Origin of the sequence: Micromonospora sp. NPDC052213 (genome assembly GCF_040679695.1) — a bacterium.
Lineage (GTDB): Bacteria > Actinomycetota > Actinomycetes > Mycobacteriales > Micromonosporaceae > Micromonospora.
Map to the genome: position 1 here is coordinate 25482 of NZ_JBFAVI010000048.1, position 15476 is coordinate 40957.

Below are 15476 nucleotides of genomic sequence, written 5' to 3' on the forward strand. Positions count from 1 at the left end.
GCCGTACGCGTCTGGCAAGCTCCGGTGGTGGACTTCTCGACGCTGGCCGTGGTGGTCGTCTGCCTCGCCGCCGGAGGCGCGGTGGGCTGGTACGCCGCCCGGGCCCGCTCGGCCACCGACATCGCCCGGCTGGACGCCACGCTGCGGGCCACCCGGGAGGGCGAGGGCCGGCTGGAGCAGTCCATGCGGGCGCTCAGCTACGAGGCCACCGCGCAGTCCCAGGAGGCCGTCGCCCGGGCGGTGGCCCCGCTGCACGAGACGCTGCGCCGATACGAGCAACGGGTGGCCGAGCTGGAGCGGGACCGGGTCGACGCCTACGCCGAGCTGCGCGAACAGGTCCGCACGATGAGCACCGTCTCCGGCGAGCTGCGCACCGAGACCAAGCAGTTGGTGGCGGCGCTGCGGGCGCCGCAGGTGCGGGGCCGCTGGGGCGAGCACCAGCTGCGCCGGATCGTGGAGGCGGCCGGCATGCTGGAACACTGCGACTTCTCCGAGCAGGTCACCGCCGCCACCGACCACCAGGGGGTCCGCCCCGACCTGGTGGTACGGCTGCACGGGGGCCGGTCGGTGGTGGTGGACGCCAAGGCGCCCTTCGACGCCTACCTGACCGCGATGGAGGCCCGCGACGAGCGGGGCCGCGACACCAACCTCGACGCGCACGCGCGGCACCTGCGGGCACACGTCGACGCGCTGGCCGCCAAGTCCTACTGGGCCGCGTTTGACAGCACACCGGAGTTCGTGGTGCTCTTCGTGCCGGCCGACCCGTTCCTCGACGTCGCGTTGCAGCGCGACCCGACGCTGCTGGAGCACGCGTTCGCCCGCAACGTGGTGCTGGCGACGCCGGCCACCCTGGTGGCGCTGCTGCGCACCGTCGCCTACTCGTGGCGGCAGGAGGCGCTGGCCCGCAACGCGGTGGCGGTGCACTCGCTGGCCCGCGAGCTGTACGGCCGACTGTCCACGCTGGGCGACCACGTCGGCAAGCTGGGCGCGTCGCTGGGCGGGGCGGTGACCGCGTACAACCGGGCGGTGGGGTCGCTGGAGGCCCGGGTGCTGGTCAGCGCCCGCAAGCTCGCCGAGCTGGGGGTCTCCGACGAGGAGCTGGCCGCCCCGGCGCAGGTCGAGCTGGCTCCCCGCCAGCCGCAGGCGCCGGAGCTGCTGGGCACGGCCGATGCGCCGACCGGTGGGTCGACACTGGACTGACGGCCGATTCCTACCACCTCCGCTATGACAATGCGCATTCGCGCACGTCACGAAGTGGTCACAACGAACTCGCCGGTAGTGACACCGACCTGCGACACCACGAAGGATTCGGGCACGTGTGCCCTGCATCTGAGGGCCCTGTTCTCTGGAGGAAAGAGAACGTGAGCAAACCCCGAAACCTGAGCCGGCGTACCTCCGCCGCGCTCTTCGCGTCGGTCGTGGCGGCCAGCGCCGTGACCGGCACGGGCGGAGCCGCGAGCGCGAGCGCCGCGCCCACCGCCGCCCCCGACACCTCGCAGGTCACCCCGGTCGAGGCCCTGGGCTCGCACGACGCCAAGCTGCTCGCCGAGGCGGAAGCGAAGAAGGCCCCGACCGTCACGCTGATCGTCGCCACCAAGAAGGGCGAGGCGAAGGACGTCGCCGCCGACCTGAAGGCGCTCGGCGCCGCGGTCACCGAGCGGTACGACAGCATCGGCTACGTCCTGGCCAAGGTTCCCACCTCGAAGGTGGTGAAGGCGGCCACGCTGCCCGGCGTCTCCGCTGTGGACCTGGACGAGACCATCCAGCTCCCCGACCCGGCGCCCGAGGTGGCCCCCGGCGGCAAGAAGGCGGCGAAGCAGGCGGCGACCCTGCCCGGCCCCGGCGCCGACACCCCGGCCGCCAACCCGTACATGCCGACGCACGAGACCGGCGCGGTCTCGTTCGTGAAGCAGCACCCGGAGTGGGACGGCCGCGGCGTCACGATCGGCATCATGGACTCCGGTGTGGACCTCGGGCACCCGGCACTGCAGCAGACCACCACCGGCGAGCGGAAGATCGTCGACTGGGTCACCGCGACGGACCCGTTCGAGGACGCCACCTGGCGCGCCATGATCACCGAGGTGACCGGCCCGTCGTTCACCGCGGCCGGCGCGACCTGGAAGGCCCCGGCGGGCACCTACCGGTTCAACCGGTTCGCCGAGTCGGTGACCACGAACAGCGACCCGGCCGGTGACGTCAACCGCGACGGGGACCGCACCGACGCCTTCGGCATCCTCTACGACCCGGCCACCCACAACATCTGGGTCGACACCAACCAGAACAACGACTTCACCGACGACGCCCTGATGCGGCCGTACAAGGAGAAGTTCGACGTCGGCCACTTCGGCACCGACAACCCGGCGACCCCCGTCGCCGAGCGGATGCCGTTCGTCGTGGAGTACCGCGAGGACGTGGACACCGCTCCCGTCGGCGGCCCCGGCCTGGTCGACTACGTCAACATCGGCATCGTCGAGAGCACCCACGGCACCCACGTCGCCGGCATCACCGCCGCCAACGACATGCTCGGCAACGGCGCCTTCGACGGTGCCGCGCCCGGTGCCAAGCTCGTCTCCGCCCGCGCCTGCTCGTGGGGTGGCGGCTGCACGTACGCCGCCCTCACCACCGGCATGGCCGACCTGGTGATCAACCGCAAGGTCGACGTGATCAACATGTCGATCGGCGGCCTGCCGGCGCTGAACGACGGCAACAACGCCCGCGCCGAGCTCTACAACACCCTGATCACGACCTACGGCGTGCAGATGTTCATCTCGGCCGGCAACTCCGGCCCGGGCCTGAACACCATCGGCGACCCGTCGGTGGCCGCCAACGTGGTCAGCGTCGCGGCGAGCATCAGCAAGGACACCTGGCTGGCCAACTACGGCTCGGTCGTGGAGCAGAGGAACGCGCTGTTCAACTTCTCCTCCCGTGGCCCGCGCGAGGACGGCGGCGTCAAGCCGAGCATCACCGCGCCCGGCTCCGCCATCTCCACCGCGCCGACCTGGCAGCTCGGCAACCCGGTCCCCGAGGCCGGCTACCCGCTGCCCCCGGGCTACGCGATGCTGAACGGCACCTCGATGGCCTCCCCGCAGGCCGCCGGCGCCGCCGCCCTGCTGCTGTCGGCCGCCAAGGCGACCGACAAGGGCGTCACCCCGGCCGCGCTGCGCCGGGCCGTCTACTCGTCGGCGAAGCCGATCAAGAACGTCCCGACGTACGCCCAGGGCTACGGCATGTTCGACGTGGCGGGCGCGTGGAAGCTGCTGCGCAAGGGCGTGGAGACCCGCTCCTACACCTCCGACGCCCCGGTCTGCACCGTGCTCTCCGGTCAGCTCGGCACCCCGAACCGGGGCACCGGCGTCTACAACCGTTGCGGCTCGGCCGACGGCGGGCACCGGGTCGGCCAGGCGAAGACCTACCAGGTCGGAATCACCCGTACCAGCGGGCCGGCCGGCACCGTGACGCACGTGGTGGGCCTGCGCGGCAACGACGGCACCTTCAAGGCACCGAAGACCGTCTCGCTCCCGCTGAACAAGACCGTCACCGTCACCGTCACCGCCAAGCCCGCCACCTCCGGCGCGCACGGCGCGATCATGACGATCGACGACCCGCGCACCTCGGTCATCGACTTCGAGGTCTCCACCGTCGTCGTGGCCTCGAACGACGTGCAGAAGCCCGACTACTCCTTCTCGACCGAGGGCTCGGTCCAGCGGAACGGCTTCACCTCGTACTTCGTGACGGTGCCGCCGGGCACCGGTGCCCTCCAGGTGAACCTGTCCGGCATCGCCACCGGCTCGCAGACGCGGTTCATCGCGTTCAACCCGTACGGCGTCCCGGTGGAGAGCACCTCCAGCCTCGCCTGCTACACCAACTTCTCCGACGCCAACGCCTGCAAGCCGCAGGAACGCGACTACCAGAACCCGATCGCCGGGGTCTGGGAGATCGAGGTGGAGTCCCGCCGGACCTCGCCGTCGCTGGACAACCCGTTCCAGCTCACGGCGCGGGTGCAGGGTGTCGCGGTCGAGCCGGCCGTGATCGAGCTGCCGTCGGTCGCCGCCGGGGCGGCGACCCCGGTGACCTGGTCGCTGACCAACACCTTCGGCCCGGTCGCGGTGGCCGGCCAGGGCGGGCCGCTCTCCAGCGTCCACGCCGAGCGGCCGACCATCGCCGAGGGCACGACGCAGGAGTTCATCGTGGAGGTGCCGGCGGGGGCGACCCGCTTCACCGCCCGGATCGGCAACACGGCCAGCGCCGCAGCCGACCTCGACCTCTTCGTCTTCCGTGGTGCCACGGAGGTCGGCCGGGCCGCCGACGGCGACTCGGAGGAGGCCGTGACCATCAACAACCCGGCGGCGGGCACCTACCGGGTGGTCGTCGACGGCTACGCGGTCGACGGGGCCGGTGGCAGCACCGCCTACGACTACCGTGACTCGTTCTCCGCCGCGGCGCTGGGCAACCTCTCGGCGTCGTCCACCCCGCTCACCCTCGCCAACGGTGCCACCGCCACCCTGACCGGTGCGGTGACCGCCCAGGCGACCCCGGCCGCCGGCCGGGCGCTCTTCGGTGAGCTGTCCGTGGTGACCACCGAGGGCGCGGTCGTCGGCCGCGGCGCCGTCTCCATCGGCACCGTGAACTGACCCGTCCCGCACCGGAACACCGGAGCCCGCCCCCACCGGGGGCGGGCTCCGCCCGTTCGTGGGCCCGACCACGGCCAACCGGCCGTCGGGCGTCGGGCGTCGGGCGTTGTCCACGCCACGCTGTCGAGCTGCCCCGTCCCGATGATGACCCGGCCCGCCACGTGCGGGTGGCGGGTCAGCCGCGGCGGGCGGTGTCGACCTGGAAGGGCGTGCCCTGCTGGCAGGTGGTGAGCAGGTCGGGCTGGACCCGACCGGTGACGGTCACCTTCGCGCCGGGCTTCAGCACGTCGCGCGGGCCGCCGATCAGCAGGTAGTCGCCGAGCAGCAGGCAGTTGGGCTCGACCCCGGGGGTGACCGTCCCGGTCAGCGTGGTGCCGCCCGCCGGCGGCGACGAGGTCGGCCGGCCCGGGCGCTTCGTGGGCGGAGGCAGGACGGGACCGCTCGCGTCGTCGCTGGTCGGCATCGCGCCGGGGGTGGTCGGATCCGGGTTGGGCGGGGTGGTCACTGGGGCTCCCGTCGGGCTGGGGGTGGGGATGTCGCCGCCACCGTCCTGGCCGCCGCAGGCGCTCAGCGCCACGCAGACGGCCAGCGCGGAGGCGGCGAGCCGAAAGGTCCTCATACCCGTATCGGACGCAGCGAAGCCCGGCGCCGTTCCCTGCCGGGTCAGCCGCGGGCCGCGGCGGCCTTCATGTCCCGCTTGAGCTCCTGCGGCAGCGAGAAGGTCAGCCGCTCGTTGGCCGTCACCACCTCGTCCACGTCGGTGAACCCGTGCGCGGCGAGGTGGGCGAGCACCTCCTGCACCAGCTCGTCCGGGACGCTGGCGCCCGAGGTCAGCCCGACCGTGCGCGCCCCCTCCAGCCAGGCGTCGTCGATCTCGTGCGCGAAGTCGACGAGGTGACCGGCCCGCGCGCCGGCGTCCAGGGCGACCTCGACGAGGCGTACGGAGTTGGAGGAGTTGCGCGAGCCGACGACGATCACCACGTCGCACTCGGGCGCGATCTCCTTGACCACGTGCTGACGGTTGGAGGTGGCGTAGCAGATGTCGTCGCTGGGGGGCGACTGGAGCATCGGCAGCCGCTTCTTGAGCCGGGCCACCGTCTCCAGCGTCTCGTCGACCGAGAGGGTGGTCTGGGAGAGCCAGACGACCTTGTTCGGGTCGCGGACGGTGATCTTGTCGGCGTCCTCCGGGCCGTCCACGAGCTGGATGTGCTCCGGGGCCTCGCCGGAGGTGCCGATGACCTCCTCGTGCCCCTCGTGGCCGATCAGCAGGATGTCGTAGTCCTCGGCGGCGAACCGCTTCGCCTCCTGGTGCACCTTGGTGACCAGCGGGCAGGTCGCGTCGATCGCCTTGAGCGAGCGCGTGCGGGCCTGCTCGTAGACCTCCGGCGCCACGCCGTGCGCGGAGAAGATGACGGTGGCGCCCTCCGGCACCTCCTCGTTCTCCTCCACGAAGATCGCGCCCTTGGCCTCCAGGGTCTGCACGACGTGCTTGTTGTGCACGATCTGCTTGCGTACGTAGATCGGGGCGCCGTAGAGCTTGAGCGCCTCCTCCACGGTCTGCACCGCGCGGTCCACGCCGGCACAGTAGCCGCGGGGCTTGGCCAGGAGCACACGCTTGCCGGTCCGGGACGTCGCTTCAGCCTGAGTCACCCGCCCATCGTACGTGCCACCCGGACGGCAACCCCGACTGCGACCGCCACCACAGCGACGGCCACCCCCGACACCTGCCCCACCCCGTTGATCATGAGGTTGTTGCCCGCGACACGCCGTCAGCAGGGCAACAACTTCATGATCAACCGAGCCCGGGCGGCGGGCCGTAGGGTGGGCGGGTGAGCACAGGCGAGGTGGGGCGGAGCACGCCCGAGGAGCCGTGGCCGGTCCGGGTGGTCAGCCAGAAGGTCGGCGCCTGGATCGCCCGGCTGGGCTGGGTGTGGGTCGACGGGCAGGTGGCGCAGATCAGCCGCCGGCCGGGCGCCACCACCGTCTTCCTCACCCTGCGGGACCCGTCGGCCGACCTGAGCCTGACCGTCACCACCAATCGGGACGTCCTCGACGCCGGCGCGCCGGAGCTGCGCGAGGGTGCCCGGGTGGTGCTGCACGCCAAGCCGGAGTTCTACGCGGCCCGGGGCACGCTCAGCCTGCGCGCCGACGAGATCCGGCAGGTCGGCCTCGGCGAGCTGCTGGCCCGGCTGGAGAAGCTCAAGAAGCTGCTCGCCGCCGAGGGGCTCTTCGACCGGGCCCGCAAGCGCCGTCCGCCGTTCCTGCCCAACCGGATCGGGCTGATCACCGGCCGCGCGTCGGCCGCCGAGCGGGACGTGCTGACCAACGCCCGCCGGCGCTGGCCGGCCGTGGAGTTCCGCACGGTCAACGTGGCCGTCCAGGGGCCGAGCGCGGTCCCGCAGATCGTCGACGCGCTCAAGGTGCTGGACGCCGACCCGACCATCGACGTGATCATCATCGCCCGGGGCGGGGGCGGCATCGAGGATCTGCTCCCCTTCTCGGACGAGGCGCTCTGCCGGGCGGTGTTCGCCTGCCGCACGCCCGTGGTCAGCGCGATCGGCCACGAGACGGACGCGCCGCTGGTCGACTACGTCGCCGACCTGCGCGCCTCCACGCCGACCGACGCGGCCAAGCGGGTGGTCCCCGACCTCACCGAGGAGGTACGCCTCATCCGGCAGGCCCGGCACCGCCTGGAACGCGCGGTGCGCAACCTCGTCGACCGCGAGTCGCACCGGCTCGACGGGCTGCGCTCCCGGCCCGTGCTGGCCCGCCCGCAGGTGATGGTCGACCAGCGGGCCACCGACCTGACCGGGCTCCGCCAACGGGCCGGGCGCTGCCTGGACCACCGGCTCGCGGCCGCCGACGACGACCTGCGACACACCCTGGCCCGGCTGCGTGCCCTCTCGCCGGCGGCCACCCTCGACCGGGGCTACGCAATCGTCCAGCGGGCCGACGGGCACGTCGTCCGGGCCGCGTCCGAGGTGGGCAAGGGCGACGCGCTGCGGGTCCGGCTCGCCGACGGCGAACTGGCCGCCACGGTCGACGGCTGAACGGGGATGGCAGGCACGATGTGGTGGGATGGCAGCGATGACTGACGAGAAGAAGGACGAGCGCCTCAGCTACGAGCAGGCCCGCGCCGAGCTGGCGTCGGTGGTCGAGCGGCTGGAGGCCGGCGGCACGACGCTGGAGGAGTCGCTGGCGCTCTGGGAGCGCGGCGAGAAGCTGGCCGAGGTCTGCCAGCGCTGGCTCGACGGCGCCCGCGCCCGGATCGACGCGGCCCGGCAGGAGCCCGCCTCCTGACGTCCCCGCGCGTCGATCATGGGGGTGGTGGGGGACGAACGTCACCCACCACAAACCCCATGATCGACGCGGCGCACGTCAGTTGAACAGGTTGTAGAGCTCGGCCGGCGCCTCGACCACCTGGTCCGCCGGCGGCTTCTGCGCGGCGGCGGCGTTGCCGTAGTCCGAGTAGGTGATCCGGATGTCCTGCGCCTTCGTCTGGCCGGCGGCCGGGATCTGGATGACCATCTCGCTGAGTCGCCCCTGCGGGTCGAGCTTCGCGGTGAACGGCACCGACTTCGCCTGCGCCCCGAGGGCCGTGACCACCGCCGGGTCCACCGAACCCGCCTGCGCCGCCTTCGACACGTCGATGGTGCCGGCGTACGCGCCCTCGCCCGTCTGCCGCACCTCGGTGATGCCCTGGGTCAGCACCTCGCTGCCCGCCGGGTCGACCTTGTCGAAGTCGAAGCCGAGGTTCCGGTTGCCCTTGATCCGGGTCTGGTCGAGGTGCTGGTACTTGCCGAGGTTCAGCTTCTGCACGCCCGGCAGGCTGCCCGCGGTCGTGCCGCCGAGTTCCAGCTTCACCCAGCTGTCCGGCTTGGCGTGGATGAGGTCGAGCTTCATGAACAGGTCGTCGGTCGGCTGGCCGATCGTCATCCGCATCTCGGCGCTCTGGCTGGGCTCGTGCACCTGCCCCTCGGCGGTGGAGCCGGCGCCGGACATGGTGAACCGGAAGTTGCCGTTGCTGATCTCGCGGGTGGAGGCCAGCAGCGCCTGCTTGGCGTCGCCGGGGACCGGGGTCGCGGCGCCGGAGGCCGCCACCGTGCCGGACGCCGACACGGACGGGGAGGCGGACGAGCCCGCCTCCGGCGCCCCGCTGGCGTCGCAGGCGGCCAGACCGGGAGTGAAGAGCGCGGCGGCCACCAGGCCGGCGCTCAGGCGTCGAAGAGTCATGCGTGTCTCCCACGTGGGTCACCCGACGCACCTGACGGCGCCGGAAACCGGGCGACGCACCGCGTCGGCTACGTCGCGCGAGCCCGGGGGCCGGCTGCCGGAGCGACCGGGCGGGCCCGCTCCCCTGTTGTTCCCTGCCACCGCGTCGCACAATCACCGATCTGTCCGGTTGCCCCGGTCGGGTGACCGCCGAAACGCGGAAACGGGCGGCCGGAGCCGCCCGTTTCCGTCGTGCCGGTGTTACGAGAACATCTCGTACGTCGAGGCCGGGGCCTCGACGACCTTGTCCGCCGCCGGCTTCTGCGGCGTGGTGGCGTTGCCGTAGTCGGCGTAGGTGACCGTGATGTCGTGGGCCTTGGTCTCACCGGCCGCCGGGACCGAGATGACCAGCTCGGTGAGCCGACCCTGGTCGTCCAGCTTGGCGGTGAAGGACAGCGACTTGGCCTGCGCGCCGAGCGCCTTGACCATGTCGGAGTCCAGGGCGGCCGAGCTGTCGCCCACGGCGGACGCGTCGAGCTTGCCGGCGTAGCTGCCCTCGCCGGTCTTCTGCACCTCGGTGATGCCCTTGGCGAGCGCGGCGGCGCCGGCCGGGTCCACGTCCTTCATGTTGAGGCCGAGCTCGCCGGCGTCCTTGACCTTGGACTGGTCGAGGTGCTGGTACTTGTCCTTCACCTTGTCGGCGCCGGGGATCATCGCCCCCAGCTCGCCGAGGTCGATCTTCACCCAGCTCTCCGGCTCGATGTAGATCATCTCCATGCCGAAGGTGGTGCCGGAGCCGTCGTCGGCCTTCATCGTGAACTGGGCGCTGTTGCTGGGCTTGTGCACCGAGCCCTTGCCGCTGATGCCGTCACCGGCGATCGTGAAGTTGAAGTTCCCCTTCTCGATCTCCTTGGTGGAGGCGAGCAGCGCCTCCTTCGCGTCGGCGGGGATAGCCGAGGCGGCCGACGCGGACGAGCCGGCGGCGCCCGGCTCGGCGGCGTCCGAGTTGCAGGCGGCCAGGCCGGGAACGAGCAGGGTGGCGGCGAGCACGCCGACGCTCCACCGTCGAATGTTCACTGTTGTCTCTCTTCGCAGAACGGTAAGCACCCGGCCGACTGCGGTCGCCGGGAGGTGAGCCGGGGCAGCGTAGCCGATGGGACCGACACCCGGGGGCCCTCGACGGCCGGCCGCTACCGGATCGTCCCGGCCAGGTGTCGCAGCTCGTTGTCCCGGGCGTCGCCGACCACGATCACCGTCCGGTTCGGTTCGAGCAGCACCAGCGCCTGCTCGTTGGCCCGGGCGGTGTACCGCTGCCAGGTACGCCCGCCCAGGTCGGTCTGCCCCTGGGGTTGCCCCTCGGCGGTCAGCTCGGCCGGCAGCAGCCGCTCCGGCGGCACGTTGCTCTGCACCAGCTGGGCGCCCCGCCCCTCCGGGGTGAGGTAGCCGAGGCGCAGACTCGCCCCGCCCTCGACGTTCTGGAAGGTCGCGTTGACCGTCCGCCACCCGTCGCCCAGCTCCACCGGCTCGCTGACCGGGAACGCGTTGGCGGCCCGGGCCGACTCGACGGCGGGCGCGGGGTCGACCATGACCGCCTGGTCGCCGCCGAGGAACCCCCGGTAGAAGGCGAGCAGCAGGGCGATCGGGATCAGCAGCACGAGCAGCGAGAGCGCCATGTCCTTCGGCGACCGCTCCGACTTGCGGGCGTCGACCGCGGGCGGCGGCGCGGGCAGCTCGCCCGTCTCCGCCGCGCCGGCCGGCGTGGCGCCCGGCGCGGCGGGGGGTTCCACCAGCGCCGGCTCGCCCTCCGGCACGGCGGCGGCCGGGGTCGGGGCGACCGGCGGCTGACCGTCCGGCGGCGTCTGGTCGGCGGGTACGCGATCGGCAGGCTGTGCGGGTTCCACCCCGCCATCTTCCCGCACCGCCCGACCGGCCGTATCCGGGCCATCACCGCCCCGGCACGGCGCCCGGTCAGCCATCGTGTGAGGATCAGCGACACAGCCGGCAGCGGCGACGCCGCACCCTGCCGCCCCGCAACGTCGCGAGGAGGAGCCGTCATGACCAACACCACCAGGACGCGGATCCCACAGGATCTCGACCGCAACCTCGCCCTCGATCTGGTCCGGGTCACCGAGGCCGCGGCGATGGCCGCCGGCCGCTGGGTCGGCCGGGGCGACAAGGAGGGCGGCGACGGGGCCGCCGTCGACGCGATGCGCAAGCTGATCAACTCGATCCCCATGCGGGGCGTCGTGGTGATCGGCGAGGGCGAGAAGGACAACGCGCCGATGCTCTTCAACGGCGAGGAGGTCGGCGACGGTACGGGGCCGGAGGTGGACGTCGCGGTCGACCCCATCGACGGCACCACGCTGATGAGCAAGGGCATGCCGAACGCCCTGGCCGTGCTCGCGGTCGCCGAGCGCGGGGCGATGTTCGACCCGAGCGCCGTGTTCTACATGGAGAAGCTCGCGGTCGGCCCGGTCTACGCCGACGTGGTGGACATCAACGCCGGGGTGGCCGACAACCTGCGCCGGATCGCCAAGGTCAAGGGCGCCGACATCTCCGAGGTGACGGTCTGCGTCCTGGACCGTCCCCGGCACGACGACCTGGTGGCGCAGATCCGGCGCGCCGGGGCGGGCATCCGCTTCATCTCCGACGGCGACATCGCGGGCGCCATCGCCGCCGCCCGCGGCGAGTCGGACGTCGACGTGCTGATGGGCATCGGCGGCACCCCGGAGGGGATCACCGCGGCCTGCGCCCTCAAGTGCATGGGCGGGGCGATGCAGGCCAAGCTCTGGCCGCGCGACGCCGAGGAGCGGGAGAAGGCGCTCGCCGCCGGGCACGACCTGGACCGGGTGCTCACCACCGACGACCTCGTCACCGGCGACAACTGCTTCTTCGTGGCGACCGGGGTCACCTCCGGTGACCTGCTGCGCGGGGTCCGCTACCGGGCCGGCGGGGCGTACACCCAGTCGATCGTGATGCGCTCGAAGAGCGGCACGATCCGGGTGATCGACTCGTACCACCGGCTGGAGAAGCTGGCCCTCTACTCGGCGGTGGACTTCGACGGTCGCCCCCTGGCCGAGCAGGAGTGACCGCCACCGGGACGATGGCCCCGCCGGCCCCGTCGGCGACCCGCCGGATCGCCGGCGTGGGCCTCGCGACCGCCTCCGGGGTCGCCGTGGCCGTTCAGTCCCGGATCAACGGCGAGTTGGGCGTACGACTGTCCGACGGGATCGCCGCCGCGGTGGTCTCGTTCGGCGTGGGCCTGCTGGTGCTGTTGGTGCTGGTTCCCGCCACCGCAGGTGGTCGGCGGGGACTGGTGGCCCTGCGTGGCGCGCTCGCCGACGGCACGCTGCGGCCGTGGCAGTGCCTCGGCGGGGTGTGCGGCGCCCTGCTGGTGGCCGCGCAGGGGCTGACCATCGGCGCCCTGGGCGTGGCCGTGTTCACCGTGGCGGTGGTCGCCGGCCAGTCCGGCAGCAGCCTGGCCGTCGACCGGGCGGGGGTCGGCCCGAACGGGCGCCAGCCTGTCACCGCCCAGCGGCTGGCCGGCGCGGCGCTGACCGTGGTCGCCGTCCTGCTGGCCGTCGGCGACCGGCTCGGCGACCCGGGCACCCTCGGGCTGGCGCTGCTGCCGCTGCTCGCGGGGGTGGCCATCGCCTGGCAGCAGGCGGTCAACGGCCGGGTGCGGATGGCCTCCGGCAGCGCCCTGACGGCCACGCTGGTCAACTTCACCGCTGGAACGACGGCCCTGCTGGTGACCTTCGCCGTCGACGTCGCGGTCCGGGGCTGGCCGGCGGGCGACCTGCCCACCGAGCCCTGGTTCTACCTGGGTGGGCCGATCGGGATCGTGTTCATCGCCATCGCCGCCGCCATCGTCCGGTTCACCGGCGTGCTGCTGCTCGGCCTGGCCACCATCGCCGGTCAGATCGTCGGCGCCGTGCTGCTGGACGTGCTGCGGCCCACGACGGCCTCCCACCCGAGCCTCACCACCCTGCTCGGCGCGGCGCTGACCATGGTCGCGGTCCTCGTCACGGCGCTCGCCCCGGCCGCGCCCCGCCGGCCGGACGGCCCGGCGCGCTGACGTCGACGGCGAAGGTCGCCAGCAGGGCCGTCGTTCCAGCGGTGACGTTGACCAGCGTGGCCGTCAGGGCAGCGGAACGGACCCGGCGGGGTGTGCCGGCCCGCGCGGAACGGACCCGCCGGTGCTCAGGAGGCACGTGCCAGGGCCGGCCGGGCGCGGAGGGCGGCGACGGTGTCGGCGAGGGCGTCGTCGAGCGGGGTCGGGTCGATGCCGAAGGTCGCGACGGCCGCGGTGGAGTCCAGCACGAACGGCCGGTCGAACTGGTAGGCGATCTCCCGCATCTCCTTCGCGGCCGGGTCGAACAACCCGCCCAGCCACAGCACCGGACCGGGCATCCGGGTGAGCTTCGGCGCGGGCGCCCCGGCGAGCGTGGCCGCGCGGGCGGCCAGCCCACGGATCGAGACCGCCGGCGCGCTCGGCACGTGCCAGGCCCGGCCCCAGCCCCGCTCGTCGGTCGCCGCGGCCACCAGGGTGCGGGCCACGTCCGGCACGTACGTCCAGCTGTGCGGCGCGTCGAGGTCCGCCGGCACCAGCGCGCGCCGGCCGGCCAGGACCTGCGGCAGCACCAGCATGCTCGGCAGTGACTGGGCGCCGGCGCCCAGGTAGTCCGAGCCCCGCACCTCGGTGACCCGGACCCGGCCCGCCTCGTGGGCGGCGAGCGCGTCGGCCCACATCTGCGCCCGGACCCGCCCCTTCACGCTGCTCGGCCGCAGCGGCGTCGCCTCGGTCATCGGGGCGTCGACGGGGCCGTAGCCGTAGAGGTTGCCGACGGTGGCGAGCACCGCCCCGCTCCGCTCGGCGGCGGTGAGCAGTGCGGCGGCCAGTGGCGGCCAGTCGGTGGTCCACCGGTGGTAGGCCGGGTTGGCGCAGTTGTAGAGCGCCGCCGCGCCGGTGGCCGCCGCGGTGAGGCGGTCGGCGTCGGTGGCGTCCGCGGCGATCCGCTCGACCGCCGGGTGCTCCGGCCCGCCGCCCCGGCGGGTCACCAGCCGCACCCGCTCGCCCCGGTCGGCGAGAAGGCGGGCGGTGGCGGTGCCGACGGGGCCGGCGCCGACGATCACGTGCAGTGCCATCAGGGGTCACCTTTCAGAACGGCGATTCTTTCCGAGAGCGGTGCTCTCGTTCGACGCCAAGCATGACCCATGACGGCGCCCTGCGTCAAGAGCGCTGCTCTCGGTTTTGATCTGCGCTCTCATCCGTGGCAGGGTGGAGGCATGGCTGCACCCTCCATCCGCGCCCGGGTCCGCGCCGAGATGATCGACGAGATCAAGGCCGTGGCCCGGCGACACCTCGCCAGCGACGGCGCCAACCTGTCACTCCGTGCGGTCGCCCGGGACATGGGCATGGTCTCGTCGGCGATCTACCGCTACTTCCCCAGCCGTGACGAGCTGTTGACCGCGCTGATCATCGAGGCGTACGACGCGCTCGGCGAGGCCGTGGAGGCGGCCGACGCCGGATGCGACCGCCTCGACCTGCGCGGACGCTGGCACGCCGCCTGCCGGGCGGCCCGCGGCTGGGCGCTCGCCCACCCCGCCGAGTACGCCCTGCTCTACGGCAGCCCCGTGCCCGGCTACGCCGCCCCGGACGACACCATCGGTCCCGCCCAGCGACCGCCACTGACCCTGATCGGCATCCTCCGCGACGGATTCGACGCCGGTCGGCTCGACCCGCCACCGGCCGCCGAGATGGCCGGGCCGCTCCGCGCCGACCTGGCGGACCTGGCCGGGATGCTGGGCGGTGAGCTGCCCGAGACACTGCTCGCCCGGGGCATGGCCGGCTGGACCCAGCTCTTCGGGCTGATCAGCTTCGAGCTGTTCGGCCGGATCAACCGCACGCTGCCGCATCGGGACGCGTACTTCGACCACCAGACGGCACTGATGGCCGACCTGATCGGGCTCCCCCGAACGGGCTGAACCCGTCCCGCGCGACGGTCAGCGGGGCGGCCCGGCGGGACGCGGCGTCGGCCACGGCGGATCGACCGGCTCGGCGGACGCTCCGACCAGCCGGGCCGCCCGCCAGCCCAGCAGCAGCCCCGGCACCGTGGCCACCGCCGCGAGCAGCAGAGCCGTGCGGGTGTACGCGGGCCGGCCGTAGAGCCAGCCGACCAGCGGCAGTGCGGTCAGCGCCAGGGTCAGGGCGGTGGCCAGCAGCACCTCCAGGGTCCACCGACCGGAGGCGCCCCGCGACCAGGCCGGCACCAGGGCGAACAGCAGCACGCCCAGCAGGACCGGGAGCCACGCGAGGAGGGCCAGCCAGAGATGCGGCTCGCCCGGCCAGACGACGGCCAGCAGCGCCCAGGCGGTGGCCCCGAGCGCGGCCAGGCAGGTCGGCAACCAGGGCCCGTTCCCGGCCCGGAACCCCGCCCGGGCACCCGACACGGCGAGCACCGACACGCCCAGCATGAGCCCCGCCAGCAGGGCGAGGAGCGGATCGGCGCCCCGCTCGGCCGGAGTGCTCCGGCCCGGCGGCCGCGGGGGGCCGGCGGACGGGTAACCCCCCCCCAGTGCCTCGGCCCAACCCCGCCGCGGCCCCGGCCCCGCCCGGCGGGGGCGGGCGGA

Annotated in this window: 14 protein-coding genes and 1 pseudogene; 7 read left to right on the top strand and 8 right to left on the bottom strand. The window is 73.5% G+C overall.

Features of this window, described 5'->3' with window-relative positions:
* Positions 1 to 27 precede the first annotated feature (27 nt).
* Positions 28 to 1200 (top strand): DNA recombination protein RmuC, encoded by a 1173-nt coding sequence (locus AB0L34_RS14870; RefSeq protein ID WP_357458279.1) that lies wholly within the window; start codon positions 28 to 30, stop codon positions 1198 to 1200.
* Between the two features lie 161 nt (positions 1201 to 1361).
* Complete coding sequence (locus AB0L34_RS14875) at positions 1362 to 4631, top strand: S8 family serine peptidase (RefSeq protein ID WP_363705060.1); 3270 nt, start codon at positions 1362 to 1364, stop codon at positions 4629 to 4631.
* 175 nt (positions 4632 to 4806) lie between these two features.
* Here the strand turns inward: AB0L34_RS14875 and AB0L34_RS14880 are convergent, their stop codons facing one another.
* Both AB0L34_RS14880 and AB0L34_RS14885 read right to left on the bottom strand, forming a co-directional pair.
* A complete protein-coding gene (locus tag AB0L34_RS14880) occupies positions 4807 to 5250 on the bottom strand; it encodes a hypothetical protein (protein WP_363705062.1) in 444 nt (147 codons plus the stop codon).
* A gap of 44 nt (positions 5251 to 5294) precedes the next feature.
* Complete coding sequence (locus AB0L34_RS14885; protein ID WP_363705064.1) at positions 5295 to 6281, bottom strand: 4-hydroxy-3-methylbut-2-enyl diphosphate reductase; 987 nt, start codon at positions 6279 to 6281, stop codon at positions 5295 to 5297.
* Between the two features lie 179 nt (positions 6282 to 6460).
* On the opposite strand from AB0L34_RS14885, the gene xseA reads away from it, so the two are divergent.
* Both xseA and AB0L34_RS14895 read left to right on the top strand, forming a co-directional pair.
* The gene (xseA, locus tag AB0L34_RS14890; RefSeq protein WP_363705065.1) at positions 6461 to 7681 is read left to right on the top strand and encodes an exodeoxyribonuclease VII large subunit; all 1221 of its coding nucleotides are present in this window, start codon (positions 6461 to 6463) and stop codon (positions 7679 to 7681) included.
* Positions 7682 to 7718: 37 nt separating this feature from the next.
* A complete protein-coding gene (locus AB0L34_RS14895) occupies positions 7719 to 7931 on the top strand; it encodes an exodeoxyribonuclease VII small subunit (RefSeq protein ID WP_350678613.1) in 213 nt (70 codons plus the stop codon).
* Between the two features lie 78 nt (positions 7932 to 8009).
* On the opposite strand, the gene AB0L34_RS14900 is transcribed toward AB0L34_RS14895, so the two are convergent.
* The 3 genes from AB0L34_RS14900 to AB0L34_RS14910 form a co-directional block, all read right to left on the bottom strand.
* On the bottom strand, positions 8010 to 8864 hold the full coding sequence (locus tag AB0L34_RS14900) for a hypothetical protein (protein ID WP_363705067.1): 855 nt from the start codon (positions 8862 to 8864) through the stop codon (positions 8010 to 8012).
* A gap of 240 nt (positions 8865 to 9104) precedes the next feature.
* A complete protein-coding gene (locus AB0L34_RS14905) occupies positions 9105 to 9920 on the bottom strand; it encodes a hypothetical protein (RefSeq protein ID WP_363705069.1) in 816 nt (271 codons plus the stop codon).
* Positions 9921 to 10033: 113 nt separating this feature from the next.
* The gene (locus AB0L34_RS14910) at positions 10034 to 10744 is read right to left on the bottom strand and encodes a DUF4245 domain-containing protein (protein WP_363705071.1); all 711 of its coding nucleotides are present in this window, start codon (positions 10742 to 10744) and stop codon (positions 10034 to 10036) included.
* A 153-nt stretch (positions 10745 to 10897) separates the two neighbouring features.
* Between AB0L34_RS14910 and glpX the strand changes: the two genes are divergently transcribed.
* Both glpX and AB0L34_RS14920 read left to right on the top strand, forming a co-directional pair.
* Positions 10898 to 11932, top strand: a complete 1035-nt coding sequence (gene glpX, locus AB0L34_RS14915; RefSeq protein ID WP_357458300.1) for a class II fructose-bisphosphatase — start codon at positions 10898 to 10900, stop codon at positions 11930 to 11932.
* 14 nt (positions 11933 to 11946) lie between these two features.
* On the top strand, positions 11947 to 12921 hold the full coding sequence (locus AB0L34_RS14920; protein WP_363705084.1) for a DMT family transporter: 975 nt from the start codon (positions 11947 to 11949) through the stop codon (positions 12919 to 12921).
* Here AB0L34_RS14920 and AB0L34_RS14925 read toward each other — a convergent pair.
* A pseudogene (locus tag AB0L34_RS14925) lies at positions 12896 to 12994 on the bottom strand (EamA-like transporter family protein); the annotation flags it as partial. The gene AB0L34_RS14920 and the pseudogene AB0L34_RS14925 sit on opposite strands and share 26 nt — an antisense overlap.
* 52 nt (positions 12995 to 13046) lie before the next feature.
* A complete protein-coding gene (locus AB0L34_RS14930) occupies positions 13047 to 13991 on the bottom strand; it encodes an NAD-dependent epimerase/dehydratase family protein (protein WP_363705073.1) in 945 nt (314 codons plus the stop codon).
* Between the two features lie 141 nt (positions 13992 to 14132).
* Between AB0L34_RS14930 and AB0L34_RS14935 the strand changes: the two genes are divergently transcribed.
* Entirely contained in the window at positions 14133 to 14831 is a 699-nt protein-coding gene (locus AB0L34_RS14935; RefSeq protein WP_363705075.1) for a TetR/AcrR family transcriptional regulator, read from the top strand.
* A gap of 18 nt (positions 14832 to 14849) precedes the next feature.
* Here the strand turns inward: AB0L34_RS14935 and AB0L34_RS14940 are convergent.
* On the bottom strand, positions 14850 to 15476 hold a 627-nt coding region (locus AB0L34_RS14940; protein WP_363705077.1), incomplete at its 5' end, for a hypothetical protein.